Source organism: Methanotorris igneus Kol 5 (assembly GCF_000214415.1).
Classification (GTDB): domain Archaea; phylum AGJL01; class Methanococci; order Methanococcales; family Methanococcaceae; genus Methanotorris; species Methanotorris igneus.
The window spans coordinates 75,150-94,626 of sequence record NC_015562.1; the positions used below are offsets into that span (position 1 = coordinate 75,150).

Annotated in this window: 18 protein-coding genes; 12 read left to right on the plus strand and 6 right to left on the minus strand. The window is 33.0% G+C overall.

Going from position 1 to position 19,477, the window contains the following annotated elements; genetic code table 11:
• The first annotated feature begins 144 nt into the window (after positions 1–144).
• Positions 145–900, plus strand: coding sequence for a bifunctional fructose-bisphosphatase/inositol-phosphate phosphatase (locus METIG_RS00330; RefSeq protein WP_013798236.1), 756 nt, complete (start codon positions 145–147; stop codon positions 898–900).
• A 144-nt stretch (positions 901–1,044) separates the two neighbouring features.
• Positions 1,045–1,896 (plus strand): endonuclease NucS, encoded by an 852-nt coding sequence (gene nucS, locus METIG_RS00335; protein WP_013798237.1) that lies wholly within the window; start codon positions 1,045–1,047, stop codon positions 1,894–1,896.
• A gap of 124 nt (positions 1,897–2,020) precedes the next feature.
• Here the strand turns inward: nucS and METIG_RS00340 are convergent, their stop codons facing one another.
• Positions 2,021–2,941, minus strand: a complete 921-nt coding sequence (locus tag METIG_RS00340) for an aldolase (protein ID WP_048055458.1) — start codon at positions 2,939–2,941, stop codon at positions 2,021–2,023.
• A gap of 211 nt (positions 2,942–3,152) precedes the next feature.
• Between METIG_RS00340 and glgP the strand changes: the two genes are divergently transcribed.
• The 3 genes from glgP to METIG_RS00355 all read left to right on the plus strand — a co-directional run bounded on the left by glgP (position 3,153) and on the right by METIG_RS00355 (position 7,411).
• Positions 3,153–4,712, plus strand: a complete 1,560-nt coding sequence (gene glgP, locus METIG_RS00345) for an alpha-glucan family phosphorylase (protein WP_013798239.1) — start codon at positions 3,153–3,155, stop codon at positions 4,710–4,712.
• Between the two features lie 162 nt (positions 4,713–4,874).
• Positions 4,875–6,089 (plus strand): ABC transporter substrate-binding protein, encoded by a 1,215-nt coding sequence (locus METIG_RS00350; protein ID WP_013798240.1) that lies wholly within the window; start codon positions 4,875–4,877, stop codon positions 6,087–6,089.
• Positions 6,090–6,397: 308 nt separating this feature from the next.
• The gene (locus METIG_RS00355; protein WP_013798241.1) at positions 6,398–7,411 is read left to right on the plus strand and encodes a deoxyhypusine synthase; all 1,014 of its coding nucleotides are present in this window, start codon (positions 6,398–6,400) and stop codon (positions 7,409–7,411) included.
• Positions 7,412–7,634: 223 nt separating this feature from the next.
• On the opposite strand, the gene METIG_RS00360 is transcribed toward METIG_RS00355, so the two are convergent.
• From METIG_RS00360 to METIG_RS00380, 5 genes are all read right to left on the minus strand, one after another.
• Positions 7,635–8,687 (minus strand): M42 family metallopeptidase, encoded by a 1,053-nt coding sequence (locus METIG_RS00360; RefSeq protein WP_013798242.1) that lies wholly within the window; start codon positions 8,685–8,687, stop codon positions 7,635–7,637.
• A gap of 100 nt (positions 8,688–8,787) precedes the next feature.
• Complete coding sequence (gene rsmA / locus METIG_RS00365; protein WP_048055459.1) at positions 8,788–9,582, minus strand: 16S rRNA (adenine(1518)-N(6)/adenine(1519)-N(6))-dimethyltransferase RsmA; 795 nt, start codon at positions 9,580–9,582, stop codon at positions 8,788–8,790.
• A gap of 129 nt (positions 9,583–9,711) precedes the next feature.
• Positions 9,712–11,682 carry a DNA topoisomerase VI subunit B gene (locus METIG_RS00370; protein ID WP_013798244.1) on the minus strand — a complete coding sequence of 657 codons (1,971 nt, stop codon included), beginning with the start codon at positions 11,680–11,682 and terminating at the stop codon, positions 9,712–9,714.
• A gap of 176 nt (positions 11,683–11,858) precedes the next feature.
• Entirely contained in the window at positions 11,859–13,022 is a 1,164-nt protein-coding gene (locus METIG_RS00375) for an ABC transporter substrate-binding protein (protein WP_013798245.1), read from the minus strand.
• 199 nt (positions 13,023–13,221) lie between these two features.
• Entirely contained in the window at positions 13,222–14,373 is a 1,152-nt protein-coding gene (locus METIG_RS00380) for a geranylgeranyl reductase family protein (RefSeq protein WP_013798246.1), read from the minus strand.
• 101 nt (positions 14,374–14,474) lie between these two features.
• Between METIG_RS00380 and METIG_RS00385 the strand changes: the two genes are divergently transcribed.
• The 7 genes from METIG_RS00385 (at position 14,475) to METIG_RS00415 (ending at position 19,336) form a co-directional block, all read left to right on the plus strand.
• The gene (locus tag METIG_RS00385) at positions 14,475–15,104 is read left to right on the plus strand and encodes a cobalt-precorrin-7 (C(5))-methyltransferase (protein WP_013798247.1); all 630 of its coding nucleotides are present in this window, start codon (positions 14,475–14,477) and stop codon (positions 15,102–15,104) included.
• Positions 15,101–15,472, plus strand: coding sequence for a fluoride efflux transporter CrcB (crcB, locus tag METIG_RS00390; RefSeq protein WP_013798248.1), 372 nt, complete (start codon positions 15,101–15,103; stop codon positions 15,470–15,472). The genes METIG_RS00385 and crcB overlap by 4 nt, the downstream gene beginning before the upstream one ends.
• 278 nt (positions 15,473–15,750) lie before the next feature.
• Positions 15,751–16,065, plus strand: a complete 315-nt coding sequence (locus METIG_RS00395; protein WP_013798249.1) for a DUF190 domain-containing protein — start codon at positions 15,751–15,753, stop codon at positions 16,063–16,065.
• Positions 16,066–16,386: 321 nt separating this feature from the next.
• On the plus strand, positions 16,387–17,637 hold the full coding sequence (locus METIG_RS00400; protein ID WP_013798250.1) for an ammonium transporter: 1,251 nt from the start codon (positions 16,387–16,389) through the stop codon (positions 17,635–17,637).
• A 31-nt stretch (positions 17,638–17,668) separates the two neighbouring features.
• Complete coding sequence (locus METIG_RS00405; protein ID WP_013798251.1) at positions 17,669–18,007, plus strand: P-II family nitrogen regulator; 339 nt, start codon at positions 17,669–17,671, stop codon at positions 18,005–18,007.
• Between the two features lie 107 nt (positions 18,008–18,114).
• Positions 18,115–18,276, plus strand: a complete 162-nt coding sequence (locus METIG_RS00410; RefSeq protein ID WP_013798252.1) for an AbrB/MazE/SpoVT family DNA-binding domain-containing protein — start codon at positions 18,115–18,117, stop codon at positions 18,274–18,276.
• 199 nt (positions 18,277–18,475) lie between these two features.
• The gene (locus METIG_RS00415) at positions 18,476–19,336 is read left to right on the plus strand and encodes a TIGR00341 family protein (RefSeq protein WP_013798253.1); all 861 of its coding nucleotides are present in this window, start codon (positions 18,476–18,478) and stop codon (positions 19,334–19,336) included.
• Positions 19,337–19,477: the final 141 nt, after the last annotated feature.

The following is a 19,477-nucleotide window of genomic DNA, read 5'->3' on the forward strand; positions in this document are numbered from 1 at the left end:
TAATGGATTTTTTTGAAAGAACAATATATCAGAATTAAATTTCTAAAACTTTATTTATCTCTACTTTAAATTTTATTAACCATAATGATCAATTATTAACGCGAACAACTATATTTTTTATCAAAGTTATTATGGGAGATTAAAATGAAGTGGAACGAAATTGCATTAAAAATTGCAAAAGACATTGAAAAAGAAATAATGCCACTTTTTGGAAAGGAAGAAGCATCAAAATTTATTGGTTTTAGTCCAAGTGGGGATCAGACAAAACTCGTTGATAAAAAGGCGGAAGATATTGTTTTAAAACACCTTTTACCTTTGGATGTTAATATAGTTAGTGAAGAAAGTGGGAATATCAACAAGGAAAGTGAATATACGGTTGTTATTGACCCAGTTGATGGTTCTTACAACTTTATCAACGGCATTCCAATTTGTGGGTTTAGTTTTGCAGTGTTTAAAAAAGATGAACCAATCTACACAATGATTTATGAATTTGTGACCAAGAATGTTTATGAGGGAATCCCAAAAAGAGGGGCTTATCTCAATGGAGAGAAAATAAAAGTAAGACCACTCAAATTGGAATCAATATCTTTAAGCTTTTATGGAAATCAGAGAATAAACCATATAAAAAATGTTAAGAGAGTTAGGATTTTGGGAGCTATTGCTATTGAACTTGCCTATATGGCAAAAGGTTCATTGGATGGAATCGTTGACATAAGGAGATATATAAGACCAACGGATATTGTTGCTGGGGTTGTGATAGCAAAAGAGGCCGGGGCAATAATAACGGATGAAAATGGGGAAGAGCTTAAATTTAGCTTGAGTGCAACAGAGAGATTAAATGTAATTGCAGTAAATAGCAAAGAACTCTTAGATATTGTTTTAGAAAGTATTCACGAATAATTAAGATCTTACTCAACAGAATTTATTTTATTCTTTTTTTTCACTAATTAAATTTTTAAAATTTGATCATATTTCATTTTCATTTTGTGTAATTGGGGCGTATTTCTTGTAGAGGGGAGTAATTGAAAGTGTGTGGTGTTGGATATGGATTGTGGAGGCAGTATCGGGAAAGTTAATTATTTAGTTAATCCTAAAGCTGAAGATATCGTCGAGTTACTTGCTTCTGGAATTGTTAATGATAGTATACTTGTATTTTTTGCTTTTTGTAGAGTTCGTTATGATGGCAGAGCTAAGAGTGAGTTGGAACCTGGAGATAGGATTATTATTATAAAACCTGATGGTTCTTTTTTGGTTCACAAAAATACTAAGAGAGAACCTGTAAATTGGCAACCTCCTGGGAGTGTGGTTAGTTGGGAAGTGCATGATGGTAAGTTGGTATTAAAGAGTGTTAGAAAAAAACCAAGAGAAATTTTACAAGTTGAACTCATCAAAGTATATCATGCATGTAGCTTCCAGTGTGAGGATTACGAAGAGCTCTCATTAACTGGAAGTGAGGCGGAGATGGCTGAATTAATTTTTGAAAATCCTTCATTGATTGAAGATGGGTTTAAGCCGTTATTCAAAGAAAAACAAATTAATCATGGTATAATTGATATTTTGGGTAAGGATAAGAGTGGAAGATGGGTTGTTATTGAGTTGAAGAGGAGGAGGGCTGATTTGCAGGCGGTTAGTCAATTAAAAAGGTATGTTGAGTGTTTGAAGTATGAATATGGTGAAGGCAATATTAGGGGAATCCTTGTCGCTCCATCATTAACGTCTGGAGCTAAAAAACTTTTGGAAGAAGAAAATCTTGAGTTTAGGGAATTAAAACCACCTAAAAAAGAAAGATTAAAAGAAAATAAACAAACAACACTTGATTTTTATGGTTATGCTAATAATTTAAATAATTTGTCCAGTTTTCAAATCCATAGGAGTGATAGAAAAATAAAGAACTAATTTTTACCACTTAATTTTTAGATTATTAGATTATTACTGTCATTTAAAATTTAAAAACTGGCTAAAAAAGAAAGAAAAACAAATAAAAAATACGGCAAAACCTAAGGGTTTTGCCATTAATTTTTTATCCTTCGTAAATTTTTAGTGCCTCTTCAACGGTTTTATTTTCAACGGTAATTGCATAAATAGCATTGCACATCCTTATTGCTTCATCAAGAGGTTTTTGATGAATATTTCTTCCTGTTGCATTTCCTGCAGCGCCACTAACGTGTATTTGCTCATATAACCTCTGCAAAAATGCCTTAACATCTACACTTGGTCCTCCAGCACATAGCACTTTTGTTCTTCCTGCTGCTAATACCGCCTCTTTAAACGCTTCTGCTGCATTTTTACATTCTGGATAATTTACTTTAACAAAATCTGCTCCTAAACATGCTGCAACTCCTGCAGCCCCTGCTATTAAATGAGGATCTTTTTCATTTTTAACTGCCTTGCCTCTTGGGTAAGACCAAATAATTGCTATTAAGCCGTGTTTGTGAGCTTCATATACGATTCTTGAAGCCTCAGCGAACATGATGTGCTCATATTCACTACCGGGATAGATTGTATAACCCACTCCTAATATATTAAGCCCTGAATTGTTTTGAAACTCGACGACATCCTTTACATCAATCAAAGCCCTACTTATTGGATCTCTTTGGGATGTTTTAACCAAATGGGTTTTTGAATTTATTTTAACAATATATGGCACCTTTCTATAATCCATACCGTATCTCGCTATTAATCCCAACTGAGTAGCAAATGCTCCAATTTTTGCCTTACTGGCAATTCTAAAAAGGTGTTCTGGGTCAGCATCATCTTTTGCTATCCCCTCCCCATAGAAGTCATCATTTAAATGTTCCATTTTTTGATCTCCAGCAAACAACATTACTCTACCAGTATTTTTTGTGAGCTCTAAATAATTTTCTATGTATTTTTTTCTTGCAGATTCTGGAACATCAAGTGGCACTATAACATCTTTTTTGCCCATTCTGTTTTTTCCCATATTTACCCCACATTTAAATTATTTGAATTTACAATTTTTTGGAATTTATATATTGTTATATTTTAATTACAGCAAATATATATATTTTTGTATATAAAGTTATAATTGACCATAAATAGAGTGCATGATTACAATATAATTTAATGAATTATCAAAAATAACTAAAGTAAAGTAAAACTTAAAAATGAAAATCGCTTAGGGGTTGAATTGCATGAAACCAACGGCTTATTTTTGTATGGAATTTGCCATCGATCAACCATTAAAAACATACGCTGGGGGGTTAGGATTTTTAGCAGGCTCTCATTTTAGGGCTGCTAAAAGATTAGGCTTACCTTTAGTTGGAGTTTCCATACTTTGGAGTTATGGATATTATGACCAAGTTAGGGATAGAGAAGGTAGAATGAAAGTGGAATATGTAAGAAAATACTATGATTTCTTGACAGATATTAAATTAAAAGTTCCAGTAACCATAAATGGAGCTACAGTTTGGGTTAAAGCCTACAAACTTGAAGAAGACGTTTTTGGCACTTGTCCAATATATTTTTTAACAACTGACATACCTGAAAATGACTACCTTTCAAGGACAATTTCTTATCACTTATACGATAGCAATAACTTAACACATATAGCCCAAGAAATAGTCCTTGGAATTGGAGGATATAAGGTTATCAAAGAATGTGAAAATGTCAAATTATTCCATCTAAATGAGCCACATGGTCTACCACTTGCATTTAAAATGCTTGAAGATTATGGTTTGGATTATGTTAGAGAACATTTGGTTTTTACTACTCACACACCAATGCCCGAAGGTAATGAAACACAAGATATAAACTTACTTAAAAACATGGGATTCTTTAGTAATGTAGATATCAAAACTGCAGAAAAATTGGGAGGAAATCCATTTAATTTAACCGTTGCAGCATTAAGAATGTCCAAAAGAGCAAATGCAGTTTCAAAACAACATAAAAAAACTACAGACCAAATGTGGAGTTGGGTAAAAGATAAATGTGAAATAATCAGTATAACAAACGCTCAAGACAGGCATTATTGGCAAGATAAAATCATAAAAGAGGCTGCAGAAAATTACGACTATGAGAAATTGAGAGAGAGAAAAATGGAATTGAAAAAAATGCTTTTTGGGGAGGTTGCAGACCAAACTGGAAAAATTTTTGATCCAAATGTGATGACTGTTGTGTGGGCAAGGAGATTTGTAGAGTATAAGAGACCATATTTGCCATTGTATGATGAAAAAAGATTAAGGAAGCTATTAGAAAGTAACAAGATGCAGATAATTTGGGCTGGAAAACCACATCCAAACGATTCACAAGGGCAAATGACCTTTAACTGGATAGTATCAAAAACAAGAGAAATGAAAAATGCTGCCATACTTACTGGATATGAGTTAAAGCTAAGCAAGTTATTAAAAATGGGTTCTGATATCTGGTTGAATACACCAAGGAAACCTTGTGAGGCCTCAGGAACTTCTGGAATGACGGCATCGATGAATGGTTCAATCCACATGAGCACATTAGATGGCTGGCATGTAGAATGGGCTGAAATGTATCCGGATGATAGTTTTACAATTGGTGATGGAGTAAATACTGATGATGCTTATGAAGCTGATTGCATGTATAAAGAATTGGAAAAAGCTGCTAAAATGTATGATTCTGACGCGTGGTGGGAAAAAGTTGCAAACTGTGTTAACCATATTGTTGAATATTTTGATGCGGAGAGAATGGTAAAAGAATATGCTGAAAAAATGTATAAGTAGTAATTCTTATTTATTTTTAGTTTTATAATTTTTAAATTTATCAAATAACTGCCAAAAATAAACATAAGTTTAATGCATAATAACTTATGTGTCTTTTAATACAACTTCTTTATTTCTTATAAGAAATATTGAGCAATATTTTTTTCTTAAAATGCTAATAATATGCAAAAAAATCAAAAATTTTATATAGTTGTTTTTTACTTAACTCATGTTGTTAAAGGGGGTGATACTATTAAAAAATATGTAATATTATTGAGTTCTATCCTTATTGCAGGGGTTTTATTTAGTGGTTGCATGCAAAACGAGACCAAAACTGAAACCCCAACATTAAAAGTTGCCTACCTTCCAACAGACCACCATGCAGCATTATTTGTCGCTGCTAAGGAAGGAAATTTATTTAAGGATAAGTATGGTATATACATGAAAGAAATCGAACCAAAGAAAAAATATGAACTATATGAAAATGGCAAAAAGGTTGCTGATGTTGAGTTAGTTCAAGTTGTTGAAGGTGGAGCAAAGATAATGACCTTAATGGCACAAAACCAAATTGACATTGGATTAAATGGGGTTCCACCAGCGGTTTTTGCAATAGATAAAGGAACAAAGGCAAAGATTATTAGTGCTTTGCAGGGAGAAGGTTCAGCAGTTGTAATAAGGAAGGATATTCCAGCAAATAATTGGGAAGAGTTCATAAACTGGATAAAAGAACAACACGCAAATGGAAAGCAAGTTAAAATAGGTTACCCATTACCTATTTCAATACAGTACGTTATGATAAAAAAAGCCCTTGAAGCAGAAGGTATAACATACACTGAAGATCCAAATAACAAAGAAGCTATGGTTTTATTAATAAACTGTAAAGGACAAAAATCCATGCCACAAATGCTTTCCCAAAAAGAACTCGATGCGGTAATTGCATGGGAACCAACGCCAGAAGTTTTAAAAACAGAAGGCATAGGAAAACCTATAGTTTATAGCAAAGACTTACCACCAAAAGGAATGTGGAAAGACCACCCATGTTGTGTAATTGCTGCATCAGAAGATGCTTTAAATAACAAGAGAGATGCTGTAAAGGCGTTCTTAAAACTCATAGTATTGGCAACAAAAGAAATTAATGAAAACAAAGAATTGGTTATAAAAGATAGTGCAGAATGGCTTGGAGTTGATGAGAAAGTTGAAGAAGAATCAATACCAAACATGAAATTTGACACAAACCCAGAACCATTGAAAGAAGGAACATACTTATTCGTTGATGTAATGAACAAACAAGGAGCAATGGATGGAAAACTTAAAGGTGTAAGTAACAAGAGTGAAATTGATAATATCTTGTTTGACTTCAGCATTTACAACGAGATAATGAAAGAGTTAAATGAATAATTTCTCTTCTTTTATTTTTCTTTGTTTTTCTTTCTTTTTTATAAAATGGGGTTTAAGTTTAGTCAATTTATTCTATTTTTTTCGAATTAACAGCAAGTTATTTATAGTTGTGTGTTAAAAATGGCAAGTAAATTCTTTTAAATTTAAGATTAAATTTTTCTCTGCTTAGAATTTTTATGCCAATACATTGCATTATAAAATTTTACTTTTAATTAACAATAATTCTACACACCATATTCTAAGAACTTATAGCAATTTACAACAACATTGAAATTTTTTAAATGTTCACAAATTTTTGAGGTGTTATTATGGATCCAAAGGATATTGTATTAAAGAAGAGTGATACAGAAGGATTGAAAGAGATTCCTATTGAAGGGCCGTGGTTGGATGATGAGATAAGTTTAGAGGATGCAGTTAAAAATTACTATGAAAAAATTGGATTCCAGGCAACACACTTAGGAAAAGCCATTAAAATCTGGAAAAAAATTGAAGAAAAAAGAAAAAACGGAGACATAACGGTATTCTTTGGATACACATCAAACATTGTTTCATCAGGGCTTAGGGAGATTATTGCATACTTAGCAAAGCATAAAAAGATAGATGTGATTGTTACAACAGCAGGAGGAATTGAGGAAGATTTTATAAAATGCTTAAAACCATTTATATTAGGAGATTGGAATGTGAATGGTAAATTTTTGAGAGAGAAGGGAATTAATAGAATAGGAAATATTTTTGTTCCAAACGATAGATATATTGAATTTGAAACATATATGACAGAATTTTTCGACAGAATTTTAGAAATGGAGAAGAAAGAGCAGAGAGTTATAACCGCAAGCGAATTTTGTTATGAATTAGGTAAGTTTATGGATGAGAAATTAGGCAGAGAAAAAGAAAAATCCATCTTATATTGGGCATATAAAAACAACATCCCAATATTCTGCCCAGCAATAACTGATGGTTCAATAGGAGATATGCTCTACTTCTACAAAAAAAGCAAAAAGGATGAAACATTAAAGATAGATGTAGCAAATGATATTGTTAAGTTAAATGACATTGCAATAAATGCAAAAGAAACAGCATGCATTGTTTTAGGCGGTTCTTTACCAAAACACAGCATTATAAATGCCAATTTATTTAGAGAGGGAACAGATTACGCCATATACATAACAACAGCAGTGCCATGGGATGGCTCTTTAAGTGGGGCCCCACCTGAAGAAGGAGTTTCATGGGGAAAAATTGGAGCTAAGGCAGATTACGTGGAGATTTGGGCTGATGCCACACTTGTATTCCCAATTTTGGTTTATTGTGTAATGAAAGGTTAAAAAATATAAAAATTATAGTTTCGGACAAAAATATTTGGAATATTAGGCATCATTAAAATTTTTTAAAAGTCAAGTTGTATCAATAGATACAAAAAGAAAAATATAAATGGATTAAAAACTTCAAATACTAACACACTTTTACTAAGTTTTATTTTAATGATTTTGGCAATGAGAATCTTATAACTTTAATTTTAAAAACTTAATAAAAACTATAAAAATCCATTTAGAAGTATTTGTCTAAATCTTTTATGCATGAAACAACTAATTCAACAGTTTTTTCCACATCTCTCTTATCGATAACTTCAACTGGTGTGTGGATGTATCTTGCTGGGATAGAAATTACTCCAGTTGGGATACCATCCCTTGTTAAATGGATTGCTGTAGCGTCTGTTGTTCCACCTTCACCGACTTCATATTGAACTGGAATATCATATTTTTTGGAGATATCTCTTATCATGTCCAATACCTTTGGATGAGTGATCAATCCTCTCCCTGCTGCATCAACTATCCCCACAACAGGCCCTTTTCCTAATTCAACTGGTGCATCTTCCATCTTTATTCCCGGATGGTCTCCACAGATGGTAACATCCAACGCCAAAGCAACATCTGGATTTATTCCAAAGGCAGATGTCCTTGCCCCTTTTAAACCAACTTCTTCCTGGACTGTTCCTACTGCATAAACTTGGCAGTTCAAGTCCTCATCTTTAATTCTCCTCATAACTTCCAATAAAACTGCACATCCTACCCTATCATCAAATGCTTTGCATGTAAATCTGTTTTTCCCTAACTCATTGAATTCTGACTTGAATGTAACCCATGTTCCTATCTCAACACCCATTTCAATTGCCTCTTCCCTACTCTCTGCCCCAATGTCAATAAACATATCCTCATATTTAATAAGTTTGTTTCTCTCGCTTTCTTTCATTTTGTGTGGTGGTTTTGAACCTAAAACCCCAATAATATCTCCCTTATTTCCATGAACAATGACCTTTTGGTTTAGGATCATCTGGTCATTTATGCCCCCAATTTTTGTGAACTTCAAGAATCCTTTTTCATCAATGTATTTAACCATTAACCCAATCTCATCCATGTGTGCAGCAAGCATTATCTTTGGCCCTTTATCTCCCTTTCTCGCAATTAAATTCCCAAATTTGTCCACGTAGATTTCATCAACCATTGGCTCAAGCTCTTTTTTCATTAACTCTCTGACTCTATGTTCTCTTCCAGAAATTCCTTTTTCCTCTGCAAGCTTTTTTAAATATTCAACTACCCTCATCATATCACCACTTTTTATTGTTTGTTAATTTTTATTTAAAAATTAATTTAAAAATTAAATTTAAACTTTGCCAAAAATTTTAATTCATCGAGAACTGTGGTCATTTATAACGCAAATGATTGTACAATAGATTACTTAGATTGCCAATCTCTTTTGGGCTCAATTTAAAAACTCTTTCATCAACATTAAAGTCAATATTTTCTAAGATTTCTTTTATTTTTTCCCTCTCAACGCCCAATTCATGGCATGAATTTATCAACGCTCTCCTAACTGTTTTATTCTTATGCTGGAACAAAGCCCTTAAAACATTCTCAAAAAATTCCTCATCTTCAACTTTAAATAATGGCTCTCTCTTAACTATTTTCACTATTGCAGAATTTACCTTTGGCCTTGGAGAGAAAGCAGAAGGTGGAACTTTGCATATAAATTCAATATCTGCCTTGTATTGAACAGCAACACTTAATCTTCCGTAATCCTTTGTTCCTTCTTTTGCTACCATTCTTTTAGCAAACTCATACTGATACATCAAAACAGCAACATCAAAATCAGTTTTTAATAATTTGAATGTTATAGGAGAGGATATTTGGTAAGGCAGATTAGCAACAACCTTATTAAACCCTAATTCATCAAAATTAACTTTTAACGCATCTCCCCAAATGACATCAACATTGTCATACTCTCTCGTTATTTTTTCCGCGTATGGTCTTAATTTTTCATCTATTTCAATAACATATACTTTTTTGGCATTTTTAGCAAGTTCTTCTGTTAAAATCCCTCTGCCCAACCCAATTTCTAAAACTACATCATCTTTAGTTAAATTTGCAGCATCCACGGCCTTTTTAACGAAATTCTTGTCTATTAAAAAACACTGTCCTAATTTCTTAGATGGTTTTATAGTAATCCCCCATTTTTTATTTATTTTTGAAAATCTACAAAAAACAAAATAAAATTAAGTTAAATGAGTTTAATATAAGTTTAGTATTAAGTTAAGTAAGTTAGCAATTAGCAATAAGTGTGTTAATTATTATTTCAAGAGCTGCACGACCTTTTCCTCTATGTCCTCTACTGGTTTGCCTACTATGTTCGCTAATGCTTCTGCAAATATCTTTGCATATTTCATTACATATTTTCTCTTTTTCTCTTCTTCTTGCTCTCTTCTTATTCTTGATAGGTGGTGTTCAAGTTCCCTCGCACAAATCATCAATGCTTGCCTTATCTCGTTGAATATCTCTTCATTTTCATTTTCACTGCAGGCAACTGCCTGTTTTCCAGCAGAAGTGTATGGGACGTGTGTAGAGATTAAGTTGACAAACACTGTTATTGGCACATCTTCCCCTCTAAGTCCATACCTCTTCCAATTAATGCTTTTAACTGCCTTAGTTAATCCACATCCACCAGCATCAAATAATAGAGGAACGTGGTTTGCAAATCTCATAATTTCCATTTTTTTACCTTCATCAGATTGCCTTCCAGCATCCCCACCATACGCTATCGCTACTTCAACAGCGAAAGGAATTCCTCCCTTGTAGGTTTTTGGGTTCCTTGTTATTGCCTTAACAAAGTCAGGATTTAGTAAAGATTTGAGAGACTTTTCAATATTCTCTGCCCCTATAGGTCTTAAACCACTTGTTGAAGGTGCTATAAAGTCCATATCTTGGAGACATCTTACAATAATCTCTGCATCTTCCCAAGTTAATTCCTTGGGATTCTTTGATAATATATTTTTAATTTCTCCTTTAAATCTCTCCAATTCTTCGTCAGAGACCATGCCTTTTTCTTTCAATGCCTTTACGAACTCTTCTGGTGATTTTGTTATGTGCTTCAATCTCTTTCTAAATTCTTCCATAGTGGATGCAGATAGGAAATTCTTCTCTGCATAATCTATGAAGTTTTCTGGTTTCTTCTTAAAGTGGTGTTTTATCTCCTTTATCTTTTCTTCATCAAATTTGTCAAATAAATATTCCATTATCATATACTTTAAAATAAACCTTTTAAGTTCATCCAAACTTTCTGGGAGGAAGTTTATAACATCTTTTAATTGTTTTATCTCTTCTTCATCAATATATTCTTTGAACTTGCTAATGTAATCATCGATATTGACATTTAAATAACAATTTACCACAATGCTCCAAAATACACTATTTCTATAATTTTCCAATAATTTGTCCCTTAACATGTAATTTTCCAAATCTTTAATCCTTTTAGATGAAAATCTTGAGAGTTCTTGAACAAGCATACTTGAAACTTTTTTTGATGATGTCTTTCTTGATATGTAGAGGAGTTCATCAGGTGTTAAACCATATGGGTGTGGTTTCATCTCCTCTGGTCTTTTTGGGATTTCATGGGATACTCTATCAAATACTACAATATCCTCTGGGTCCTTCAAAGTTATCTTTGCATGCGGAGTTGCTAAACTAATTCTCCTCAAGTATTCATAAGGTCCATATTCTCCTCTATTGTAAGTAACCTCCTTAAATTCACCCTCAACCCTTGTTCCTCTCCAATTCCCTTTTCTTGTTTTGTGGGATACAACCTCCCCTTCATTTTTTTCAACACTCATCTTTATTTCCATTTCGTGAATTACTCCATCTCCAGTTGAGGTCGTAATTTTTAATGGCTTTCCTGTGGTCATTTGAGCAAACAACAAAACCCCTGCAGCCCCTATACCTTGCTGCCCTCTTGATTGGACAAGCCTATGCATCTTAGAACCAGCAAGCATCTTACCAAAGACCTTTGGAACAAACTCGGGTGGAATTCCAGGTCCATTATCTTCAACAATGACTTTGTAGTGGTCAGTTCCTAACTTCTCTATCTCTACTTTAACATCCGGTAAAATTTCTGCCTCTTCACATGCATCTAAGCTATTTGTTACCAATTCATGAACAATTGTGGTCATACTTCTTAATTTTCCACTATATCCAAGCATGTGCCTATTTTTCCTAAAAAATTCCGCTACTGAATGTTCTTTAAATTCTTCAAATAAGTTCTCTGCCATGTCATCACCATAAACATTGAGTTATGAAAATTACAAAAAATAAAACAAAAATCAAATCAATTAAAATAAACATAATCATAATTAACATAAATAATTAATGGTTTAATACATAAAATAGTTAACTATCAAAAAATATAATTTAAAAAAATTAAAAAATAGAAAATAGATTAGAAAGATTATTCATTCCATGTTATTTGTCCTTCGCTCCACTTACCTACAACTTTAATATCATATTCTCCATCGACTTTTACAACCTTCCAAATTTCATAATCTTGTGGGACATCTCCATTTTCATCAAATGTCTTTTTACCACTTGCTCCAATGTAGTCTTTACTTACCTCATACAATGCCTTTTTAATTGCCTCTCCATCATAACTTTCTGCTTTCGCAACAGCCAATATTGCCAATTTTGTAGCATCGTATGTAGTGTCACAGAACAATCCTGGCTCAAAGCCAAACTTAGCTTTGTATGCCTCTGCGAATTTCTTGTATGTTTCTGTGTCTTTTGGTGAGTATGGTCTTGTTCCAATCATACCAACCATGTATTCAGCAACTTCTGGGTCTTTAAACATTGCCTTATCAGCAATACCTTCTGATGATAACCACTGTGCTTTTATTCCTGCAATTCTTGCATCTTTTAATAATTTTGTTGCTGATTCAACATAACCTACTAAGATTACTGCATCTGGGTTGTATTCTTTTATTTGTTGAATTTCTGCTTTGTAATCTGCTGCATTAGGATTGTATGGTATTGTTTTTGCTTCTCCTTTAAAGTTTTTCTCTATTTCTTCTGCCATACCTAAACCATAGTCGTTGTTAATTGCTAATATTACAATCTTTTTGAATCCTAAATTGGTTGCCAAATCTGCCAATGCTCTACCCTGCAATGCATCGCTACCAACGGTTCTAAATATGAAGTTATTTGGATCTACTTCTTTTGAGCTTATTTTTGCTAAAGTTGCTGATGGTGAGATTACAACAACCTTCTTAGCGTTTGCAAGGTTTGCAATTGCCAATGTTTCTGATGATGTCATTGGACCAACAATAATTTTAACTCCTTCAAGGTTTACCAAATCATTGAATGCCTTAACAGCAGCATCTGGCTGGGTTTGGCTATCTCTTTCTATTAAAATTACCTTAATCTTTTTTCCATCAATTTCTTTTCCATCAAGTTCATCTTTTGCAAGTTCAGCAGCTTTTAACATTTTTTCTCCAATTGGTCCCAAATCTCCAGTTTGGTCTAAAATAACACCAACTTTTACTTCTTTCTCTGCTCCTCCTGCTTCTTTATTTTGGTCTACGCATCCGCAGAGTATTGTTGCTATTGCTAATAACCCCACTACAAAAAATGCTATCTTTTTAATGCTCTCACCCCCTAAATATTAAATAACTAAAATGTGGGATTATATAAATATATCGAAAATGTTTCTTTTTAGGAACAAAACTTGACACAAAATGAATGAAAAAATAAAAATATTTGGCAAAACTGAAAGTTTTGCCGTATGTCTTTTGGCAAAACCCAATGGGTTTTGTCGTATATTACCTGAACTTTAAGAAACCTTTGAAATAGTTTTCAAAAACATATCTTACAACATCAGAGGGCTTATCCATATCTCCATATTCGTTAATATACTCCACCAAACCACTATTTTTTATAAAGTTTAGGAGTTTGTCTATTTGGTTGTTGCTCATTTTTAAAAATATCTTCCTAATTTTTAAGCCTCTATCTATTTCTCTTCCAATTTCTTTTTTCCAAAGTTTTTCATAATTTTTTAGATAATTTAAATCGTAGTCGTTTGATAGATACTCATCAACAATCTTCCCACAAATCTTTGCACATTTTGCTCCGTAATATAGGCCTCCCCCTGTTAGTGGTTTAACCTGCCCAGCGGCATCCCCAACCAAAAGAACATTATTTTTTACTGTCTTTGAATAACCTATAGGTAAAGTACCCACTGAAAATTCTGTAATAGTTGCATTTTTGAGTATTTCCTTTGCTGTTGGATGGTTATTTATGAAATCCAATAATTTTTTGTAACAATTGCCTTTATCACACAATCCCACTCTAACCCTATCTTTTCCCATTGGAATAATCCAAATAAAAAACTCCTTACTATAATCTTTGTCAATAAACACATGGACAAAATCATCATCAACATTCACATTAACCATTTCAAACTGACAACTTGATAAAATCTCCCTATTTTTATTATTAACCAACCCAACTGATTTTCCTATGGTGGATTTTGCCCCATCAGCTCCGATGATGACTTTTGGTGATATCTCAAACTCTTCTCCCATATGGTTTAGGATTAATTTATACTTATTTTCCTCAATTTTTATTCTTCCATATGTTTTTAACAAAAAATCAACACGTTTCGATGCCCTTATTGCAATATCTTTGTCCATAACTTTTCTTTCAAAAACATAAGCTCTTATTTCTTCATTTCCAATATTTACGGTTGTGTTCTTTGCATGTATATATGCCCCCCTAATTTTATTTACACAACCTTTTGGATTTCCTAATTCCTCAACCCCTTTTTTACTTATCAACCCCGCACACTGCAAAGGAACCCCTATACTCTGATGCTCCTCAACGATAAGGACGTTGTGGTTTTTTATACTTTCCCCTGTTATGCATCCAATGGGGCCTCCTCCAACAATAACAACATCGTATTTTTCCAAATCCATAATATCCTCCAAAGGTTTATTTATCTAAAAAACTCAAAAATAAATTTAAAAATCTATCTAACCTTTTTTACTTTAATTAATATAAAAATAGTGGTGATTTTATGATATATATTGTTGGTATTGGCCCAGGAGATAAGAGGTATTTAACATTAATGGCTATTGAAATTGTAAAAAATTCGGATATGGTTGTTGGAAGTAAGAGGGCTTTGGAATTATTTGATATTGAAGAAGATAAAAAATGCTATCTAACAAAAAATTTGAGGGAAGAACTCAAGGAAATAATAAACTCTACAAAAAACAAAAACATCAACATCGCCATTTTATCTACTGGCGACCCATGTTTTAGTGGGTTGTTAAAGACGATATTGAGTTTAGGAGTTAGGAAGGAGGATATCGAAGTAATATCTGGAATCTCATCCATCCAAATTGCAGCGGCAAAATTAAAAATATCTTGGGAGGATTATGAGATAATAACACTCCACGGGAAAGAAGAGAATAGAAAGAAGTTGCTAAATTTAATAAAAAACAATCAAAAAGTTATTTTTTTACCAAACAATTTAAAAGAAGACATAGAATATCTAATAAATAACGGTGTAAATCCAGAGAAAGAGATGACTGTTTGTGAAAATTTAACCTATGAGAATGAAAGAATAGTTAGAGATTCTCTAAAAAATTTGTTAAAAATGGATTTTTCCTATTTATGTGTTTGTGTTTTGGAGGGAGATGAATGAGGGAATTATTGCTAATTGGCATTGGTGGGTTTATTGGAGCAATATTGAGGTATGTTATAGGAGGTATTGTACCAGTTAAATTTGGATTACCGACGGGAACACTAACTGTAAATTTGATAGGAAGTTTTATTCTTGGATTTTTTATGTATTCGTCCCTATTTTATATATCAAGCGATGCAAAGTTCTTTATCGCTACGGGGTTTTGCGGGGCATTGACAACATTCTCAACATTCTCCTATGAAACATTTACATTGATAGAGGAAGGGTTATTAGTCAAGGCAATAGCAAATATCCTAATAAATGTTTTGGGATGTTTATTTATGGTGTATGTTGGAAGAACATTCTCATTAATGGTATTTAATGGGTGATTTAGATGATAAAGGCAAAGTTATTGAGGATTAATCTGAAACTTTTAAAAAGTTGAATGAAAAACCTTTCAGTTTTCATAGCCCAAACCTTACGGTTTGGTTTCATCAAAACAGGATGCACTGACTTGAAACCTTTAAAAAAGGTTTCATCCAAATCGGATGCACTACCTCGCTACGCTCGGTAGTGCCTCTTAGCTTTTTATAAGAAACTTTTAAAAAGTTCATCAAAGGGATGCATTGCTTTACTTCGTTCGGCAATGCCTCATAGGGGTGATTAGATGATAAAAGCAAAATTGTTGAGAATTTATTTGAGGGAAAATGATAGGCATGGAGATGAACCTCTATACAAATACATCATCAGAATCTTAAAAGAAAACAACATCTCTGGTGCAACAGTGTTCAAAGGCATGTGTGGTTATGGAGTTAGGGGAATTTCAAGGGTCGATATTTTGCGACTATCTATGAACTTGCCTGTTGTGATTGAATGTGTTGATAAGGAGGAGAATATATCAAAAGTTCTACCAAAAATTATTGATGTTGTTGGAGATAACGGACTTGTATATGTTATGGATGTGGAGGTTTATAAAAAATAGAAATTATAGTTGTTTGCCAATTTTATACGGCAAAACTTTGTTTTGCCATTTATTTTTTAAAAGAACAACAAATCAACCACAAAATTCCAAATAAAGGTTAATTATCCCTTATAATTTAATGGAGATTTCGTTCATTAGTAAGGCAAAATGTTTTGAATCTTAAAAATTTTTTATAATTTTTTAATGATTGTGTATAATTATGGCACTAAATTACACATATTCATAATCTTTATATACAATAAAACAAATTATAGGAAATCGGAAACAATCTTCCGATAGCCGGATACCTTGTATGAAAAATACCAACAAGGGTGGTAGTTTATGGCAACTGCAGACTTGTTTCAAAATGCAGCAGATATAAACTCAATTGTGCAGGCTTTAACAGCAATGGCTAATGCAAGTGATGTGTTCTTCCTTGTTGTCATGGGAGTCCTTGTCTTCATGATGCAATGGGGCTTTGCAATGCTTGAAGGAGGGCAAGTTAGGAAGAAAAATGTTAACAATGTTATGATGAAAAACATGGTTGATTGGTTCATTGGTTGTGTTTCATGGTTATTTATTGGAGGAGTTCTTTGTGCTTCAATAAATCCAGCTGACTTCATAAGCTGGTGGCAGCAAATATTTGGAACAAACTGGGCAAACAATGGTATTGACTTAGCAAACTGGTTCTTTGGTCTTGTCTTCTGTGCAACAGCAGCAACAATTGTCTCTGGAGGGGTTGCAGAGAGAATTAAATTCAGTGCTTACGTTTTAATTTCAATAATCATTACGGCGTTCTTGTATCCATTCTTCGTTTACTTAGGTCCATGGGGAGCAGGAATTATAAATTGGCATGACTATGCAGGAAGTTTAATTGTTCACGGTTTAGGTGGATTCTTAGCATTAGGGGCTATTGCAGCAGTAGGTCCAAGAGTTGGAAGATTCAAAGATGGAAAACCAGTTCCAATTTTAGGGCACAACATCCCAATGGCTGTCTTTGGGGCATTAGCATTGGCAATTGGTTGGTATGGATTCAACGTAGGAAGTTCATTAGCATTGGGTGACATTAGTGGATTAGTTTGTGCAACAACAACTTTAGCAATGGCTGGAGGAGGAATTGGGGCATTAATTGCATCTAAGAAAGATGTCCTCTTCACAGCAAACGGTATTGTTGCTGGTTTAGTAGCAATTTGTTCAGGAACTGATGTAGTAAGTCCAATAGGAGGTTTGTTAATTGGATTAATTGCTGGACTTCAAGTTCCAATAGTATTCAGATTGCTTGAAAATGCTGGACTGGATGATGTTTGTGGTGTTGTTCCAGTTCACGGAACAGCAGGAGTTGTTGGAGCAATATTAGCAGGAATATTGGGAATGGAAGCATTAGGTGGAGCGGGTGGTGTAAGCTTAGTTGAGCAAATAATCGCATCAGTTGTAACAATAATATATGGAACTGCATTAGGTTTCATCATTGCTAAAATAGCAGGAGTTATATGTGGTGGATTAAGAGTTAGTGAAGAAGAAGAATTTAAAGGTCTTGACTTAGCAGAACATAAAATGCCGGCTTACCCAGAAGAAGAAACATCAGTAGCCTAAATCTCTAAATTAATTTTAGGCAGGTGAAATAATGAAAAAAATAGAGGCAATAATAAGACCTTCAAAATTAGAAGATGTAAAAAGTGCATTGTTCAAGGCAGGATGTAAAGGTTTGACGGTTAGTGAAGTTAAAGGAAGAGGGGTTCAAGGAGGGATTGTTGAAAGATACAGGGGAAGAGAATATGTCGTTGATTTATTGCCAAAGGTAAAGATAGAGATTGTTGTTGATGATGCTAATGTAGAAAAAATTATTGACATAATTTGTGAGAACGCCAAAACAGGGGAGTTTGGGGACGGTAAGATATTCGTTATTCCAGTAGAAGAAGTTGTAAGAGTAAGAACAGGAGAAAGAGGAGAAAACGCATTGTAATTTGGTTGCTTTTGTTTAAACTTAATTTTTTTTTAACAAAATTAAAATTAATGATTAATATTATTTTTTTATTAAAACAAAAGTATAATTTAAATTTAGGTGGTATCATGAATATTAGTGTATCATTTACGCAAAAAATAGATAAAAAAGGGAAAATAACGATTCCAGCCTCTATCAGAAAAAAATTTAATCTTGAAACCGATGACCTCGTTGAGGTGGAAATTAAAAAAGTATTTAAAAAAGATAAATGTTATGAAAACGCCGAATGAACTTTGTTAGATTGAAGATATAAATAATTGGATATAGTTAGATTAGAATATTTGAATATCAATTTAGTAATATTAATTGAGCATTTTATAATATTTGCATGTGATATTTTCTCACAAATTCTTATTTGGGATAAATTGGGATAAGTTTTTTTATATATTTCATACAAATATAGGAGATATTCTTTTGAATGGTGGGCGCATGAGATATATGAAGATTATGATACCTAAGAAATTCCTAAATATCGTTGAAGAAATACTAAAAAAGAACAATGCTTACTCAATTTCAATAATCGAACCTTTGAAATCATCAATTGAAAATGGGATAATAATAACATGCAATGCAGAAGCAAAAGATGCTGAGAAGATAGTTTTAGAATTGAAGAAGTTGGGTTTGGGGGAAAAGGGGCATGGAAGCATTACCATAATGCCAGCAAACATTACCTTTTCATGTAGGGAGGAAGGTTTAGCATCAACAAGTTTGTCTGCATTGGAGCTGTATTATAAAGCAAAATCTATGGTAAAGATAACAAAAAATGTCTTAATTAAAGTTGTCTTAGCAAGTATAATGGGAACTATTGGAATTATTGAGCATAACATCCCAACATTAATTGGGGCAATGATTATTGCTCCTTTAGTAGATACAGTTATGGGTAGTGCTATAGGAACAGTGTTGGGCGATAGAGAACTTTTTATTGAGGGGATGAAAAAGGAGCTTCTATGTGCGGGAATTGTTACTGTATGTGCATTTGTTACGGGATTATTTTTTGTTTCTAAGGATTTGGTTTTGGAATATCTCTCAGAAACTTCAATAGCGCTAAGTTCAATAGTTGCCATTATTGCAGGGATTTCTGGGGGAATGAGTATTGCAAGTGGAAAGGAGTATGAGATAATAGGGGTTACAATTGACGTTTCAATATTAATTCCTGCATTATTGATGGGAATGGCACTTGCTACGATGGATTTGAATTTAATATATACAACATCTATATTATTAATATTAAACATTGTATTATTAGACATTGGTGGTTATATTGGGTTGAAATATAAGATGAAACGCTAAATTATAGTCGTGTGCGTTAGAAAGGTTTTTTGGCAAAATCCAAGGGATTTTGCCGTATATCTTTTGGCAAAACCCTTTGGGTTTTACCGTATATTAATTTCGCACACGACTATAAATCAAGATACTTTTATTCTTTATTTT

Excerpts from the sequence above, each read along its gene's own strand:
- METIG_RS00330 (WP_013798236.1), top strand. The coding sequence starts at position 145 with ATGAAGTGGAACGAAATTGCATTAAAAATTGCAAAAGACATTGAAAAA.
- nucS (WP_013798237.1), top strand. The coding sequence starts at position 1,045 with ATGGATTGTGGAGGCAGTATCGGGAAAGTTAATTATTTAGTTAATCCT.
- METIG_RS00340 (WP_048055458.1), bottom strand. The coding sequence starts at position 2,941 with ATGGGAAAAAACAGAATGGGCAAAAAAGATGTTATAGTGCCACTTGAT.
- glgP (WP_013798239.1), top strand. The coding sequence starts at position 3,153 with ATGAAACCAACGGCTTATTTTTGTATGGAATTTGCCATCGATCAACCA.
- METIG_RS00350 (WP_013798240.1), top strand. The coding sequence starts at position 4,875 with ATGCAAAAAAATCAAAAATTTTATATAGTTGTTTTTTACTTAACTCAT.
- METIG_RS00355 (WP_013798241.1), top strand. The coding sequence starts at position 6,398 with ATGGATCCAAAGGATATTGTATTAAAGAAGAGTGATACAGAAGGATTG.
- METIG_RS00360 (WP_013798242.1), bottom strand. The coding sequence starts at position 8,687 with ATGAGGGTAGTTGAATATTTAAAAAAGCTTGCAGAGGAAAAAGGAATT.
- METIG_RS00370 (WP_013798244.1), bottom strand. The coding sequence starts at position 11,682 with ATGGCAGAGAACTTATTTGAAGAATTTAAAGAACATTCAGTAGCGGAA.
- METIG_RS00380 (WP_013798246.1), bottom strand. The coding sequence starts at position 14,373 with ATGGATTTGGAAAAATACGATGTTGTTATTGTTGGAGGAGGCCCCATT.
- METIG_RS00385 (WP_013798247.1), top strand. The coding sequence starts at position 14,475 with ATGATATATATTGTTGGTATTGGCCCAGGAGATAAGAGGTATTTAACA.
- crcB (WP_013798248.1), top strand. The coding sequence starts at position 15,101 with ATGAGGGAATTATTGCTAATTGGCATTGGTGGGTTTATTGGAGCAATA.
- METIG_RS00395 (WP_013798249.1), top strand. The coding sequence starts at position 15,751 with ATGATAAAAGCAAAATTGTTGAGAATTTATTTGAGGGAAAATGATAGG.
- METIG_RS00400 (WP_013798250.1), top strand. The coding sequence starts at position 16,387 with ATGGCAACTGCAGACTTGTTTCAAAATGCAGCAGATATAAACTCAATT.
- METIG_RS00405 (WP_013798251.1), top strand. The coding sequence starts at position 17,669 with ATGAAAAAAATAGAGGCAATAATAAGACCTTCAAAATTAGAAGATGTA.
- METIG_RS00410 (WP_013798252.1), top strand. The coding sequence starts at position 18,115 with ATGAATATTAGTGTATCATTTACGCAAAAAATAGATAAAAAAGGGAAA.
- METIG_RS00415 (WP_013798253.1), top strand. The coding sequence starts at position 18,476 with ATGAGATATATGAAGATTATGATACCTAAGAAATTCCTAAATATCGTT.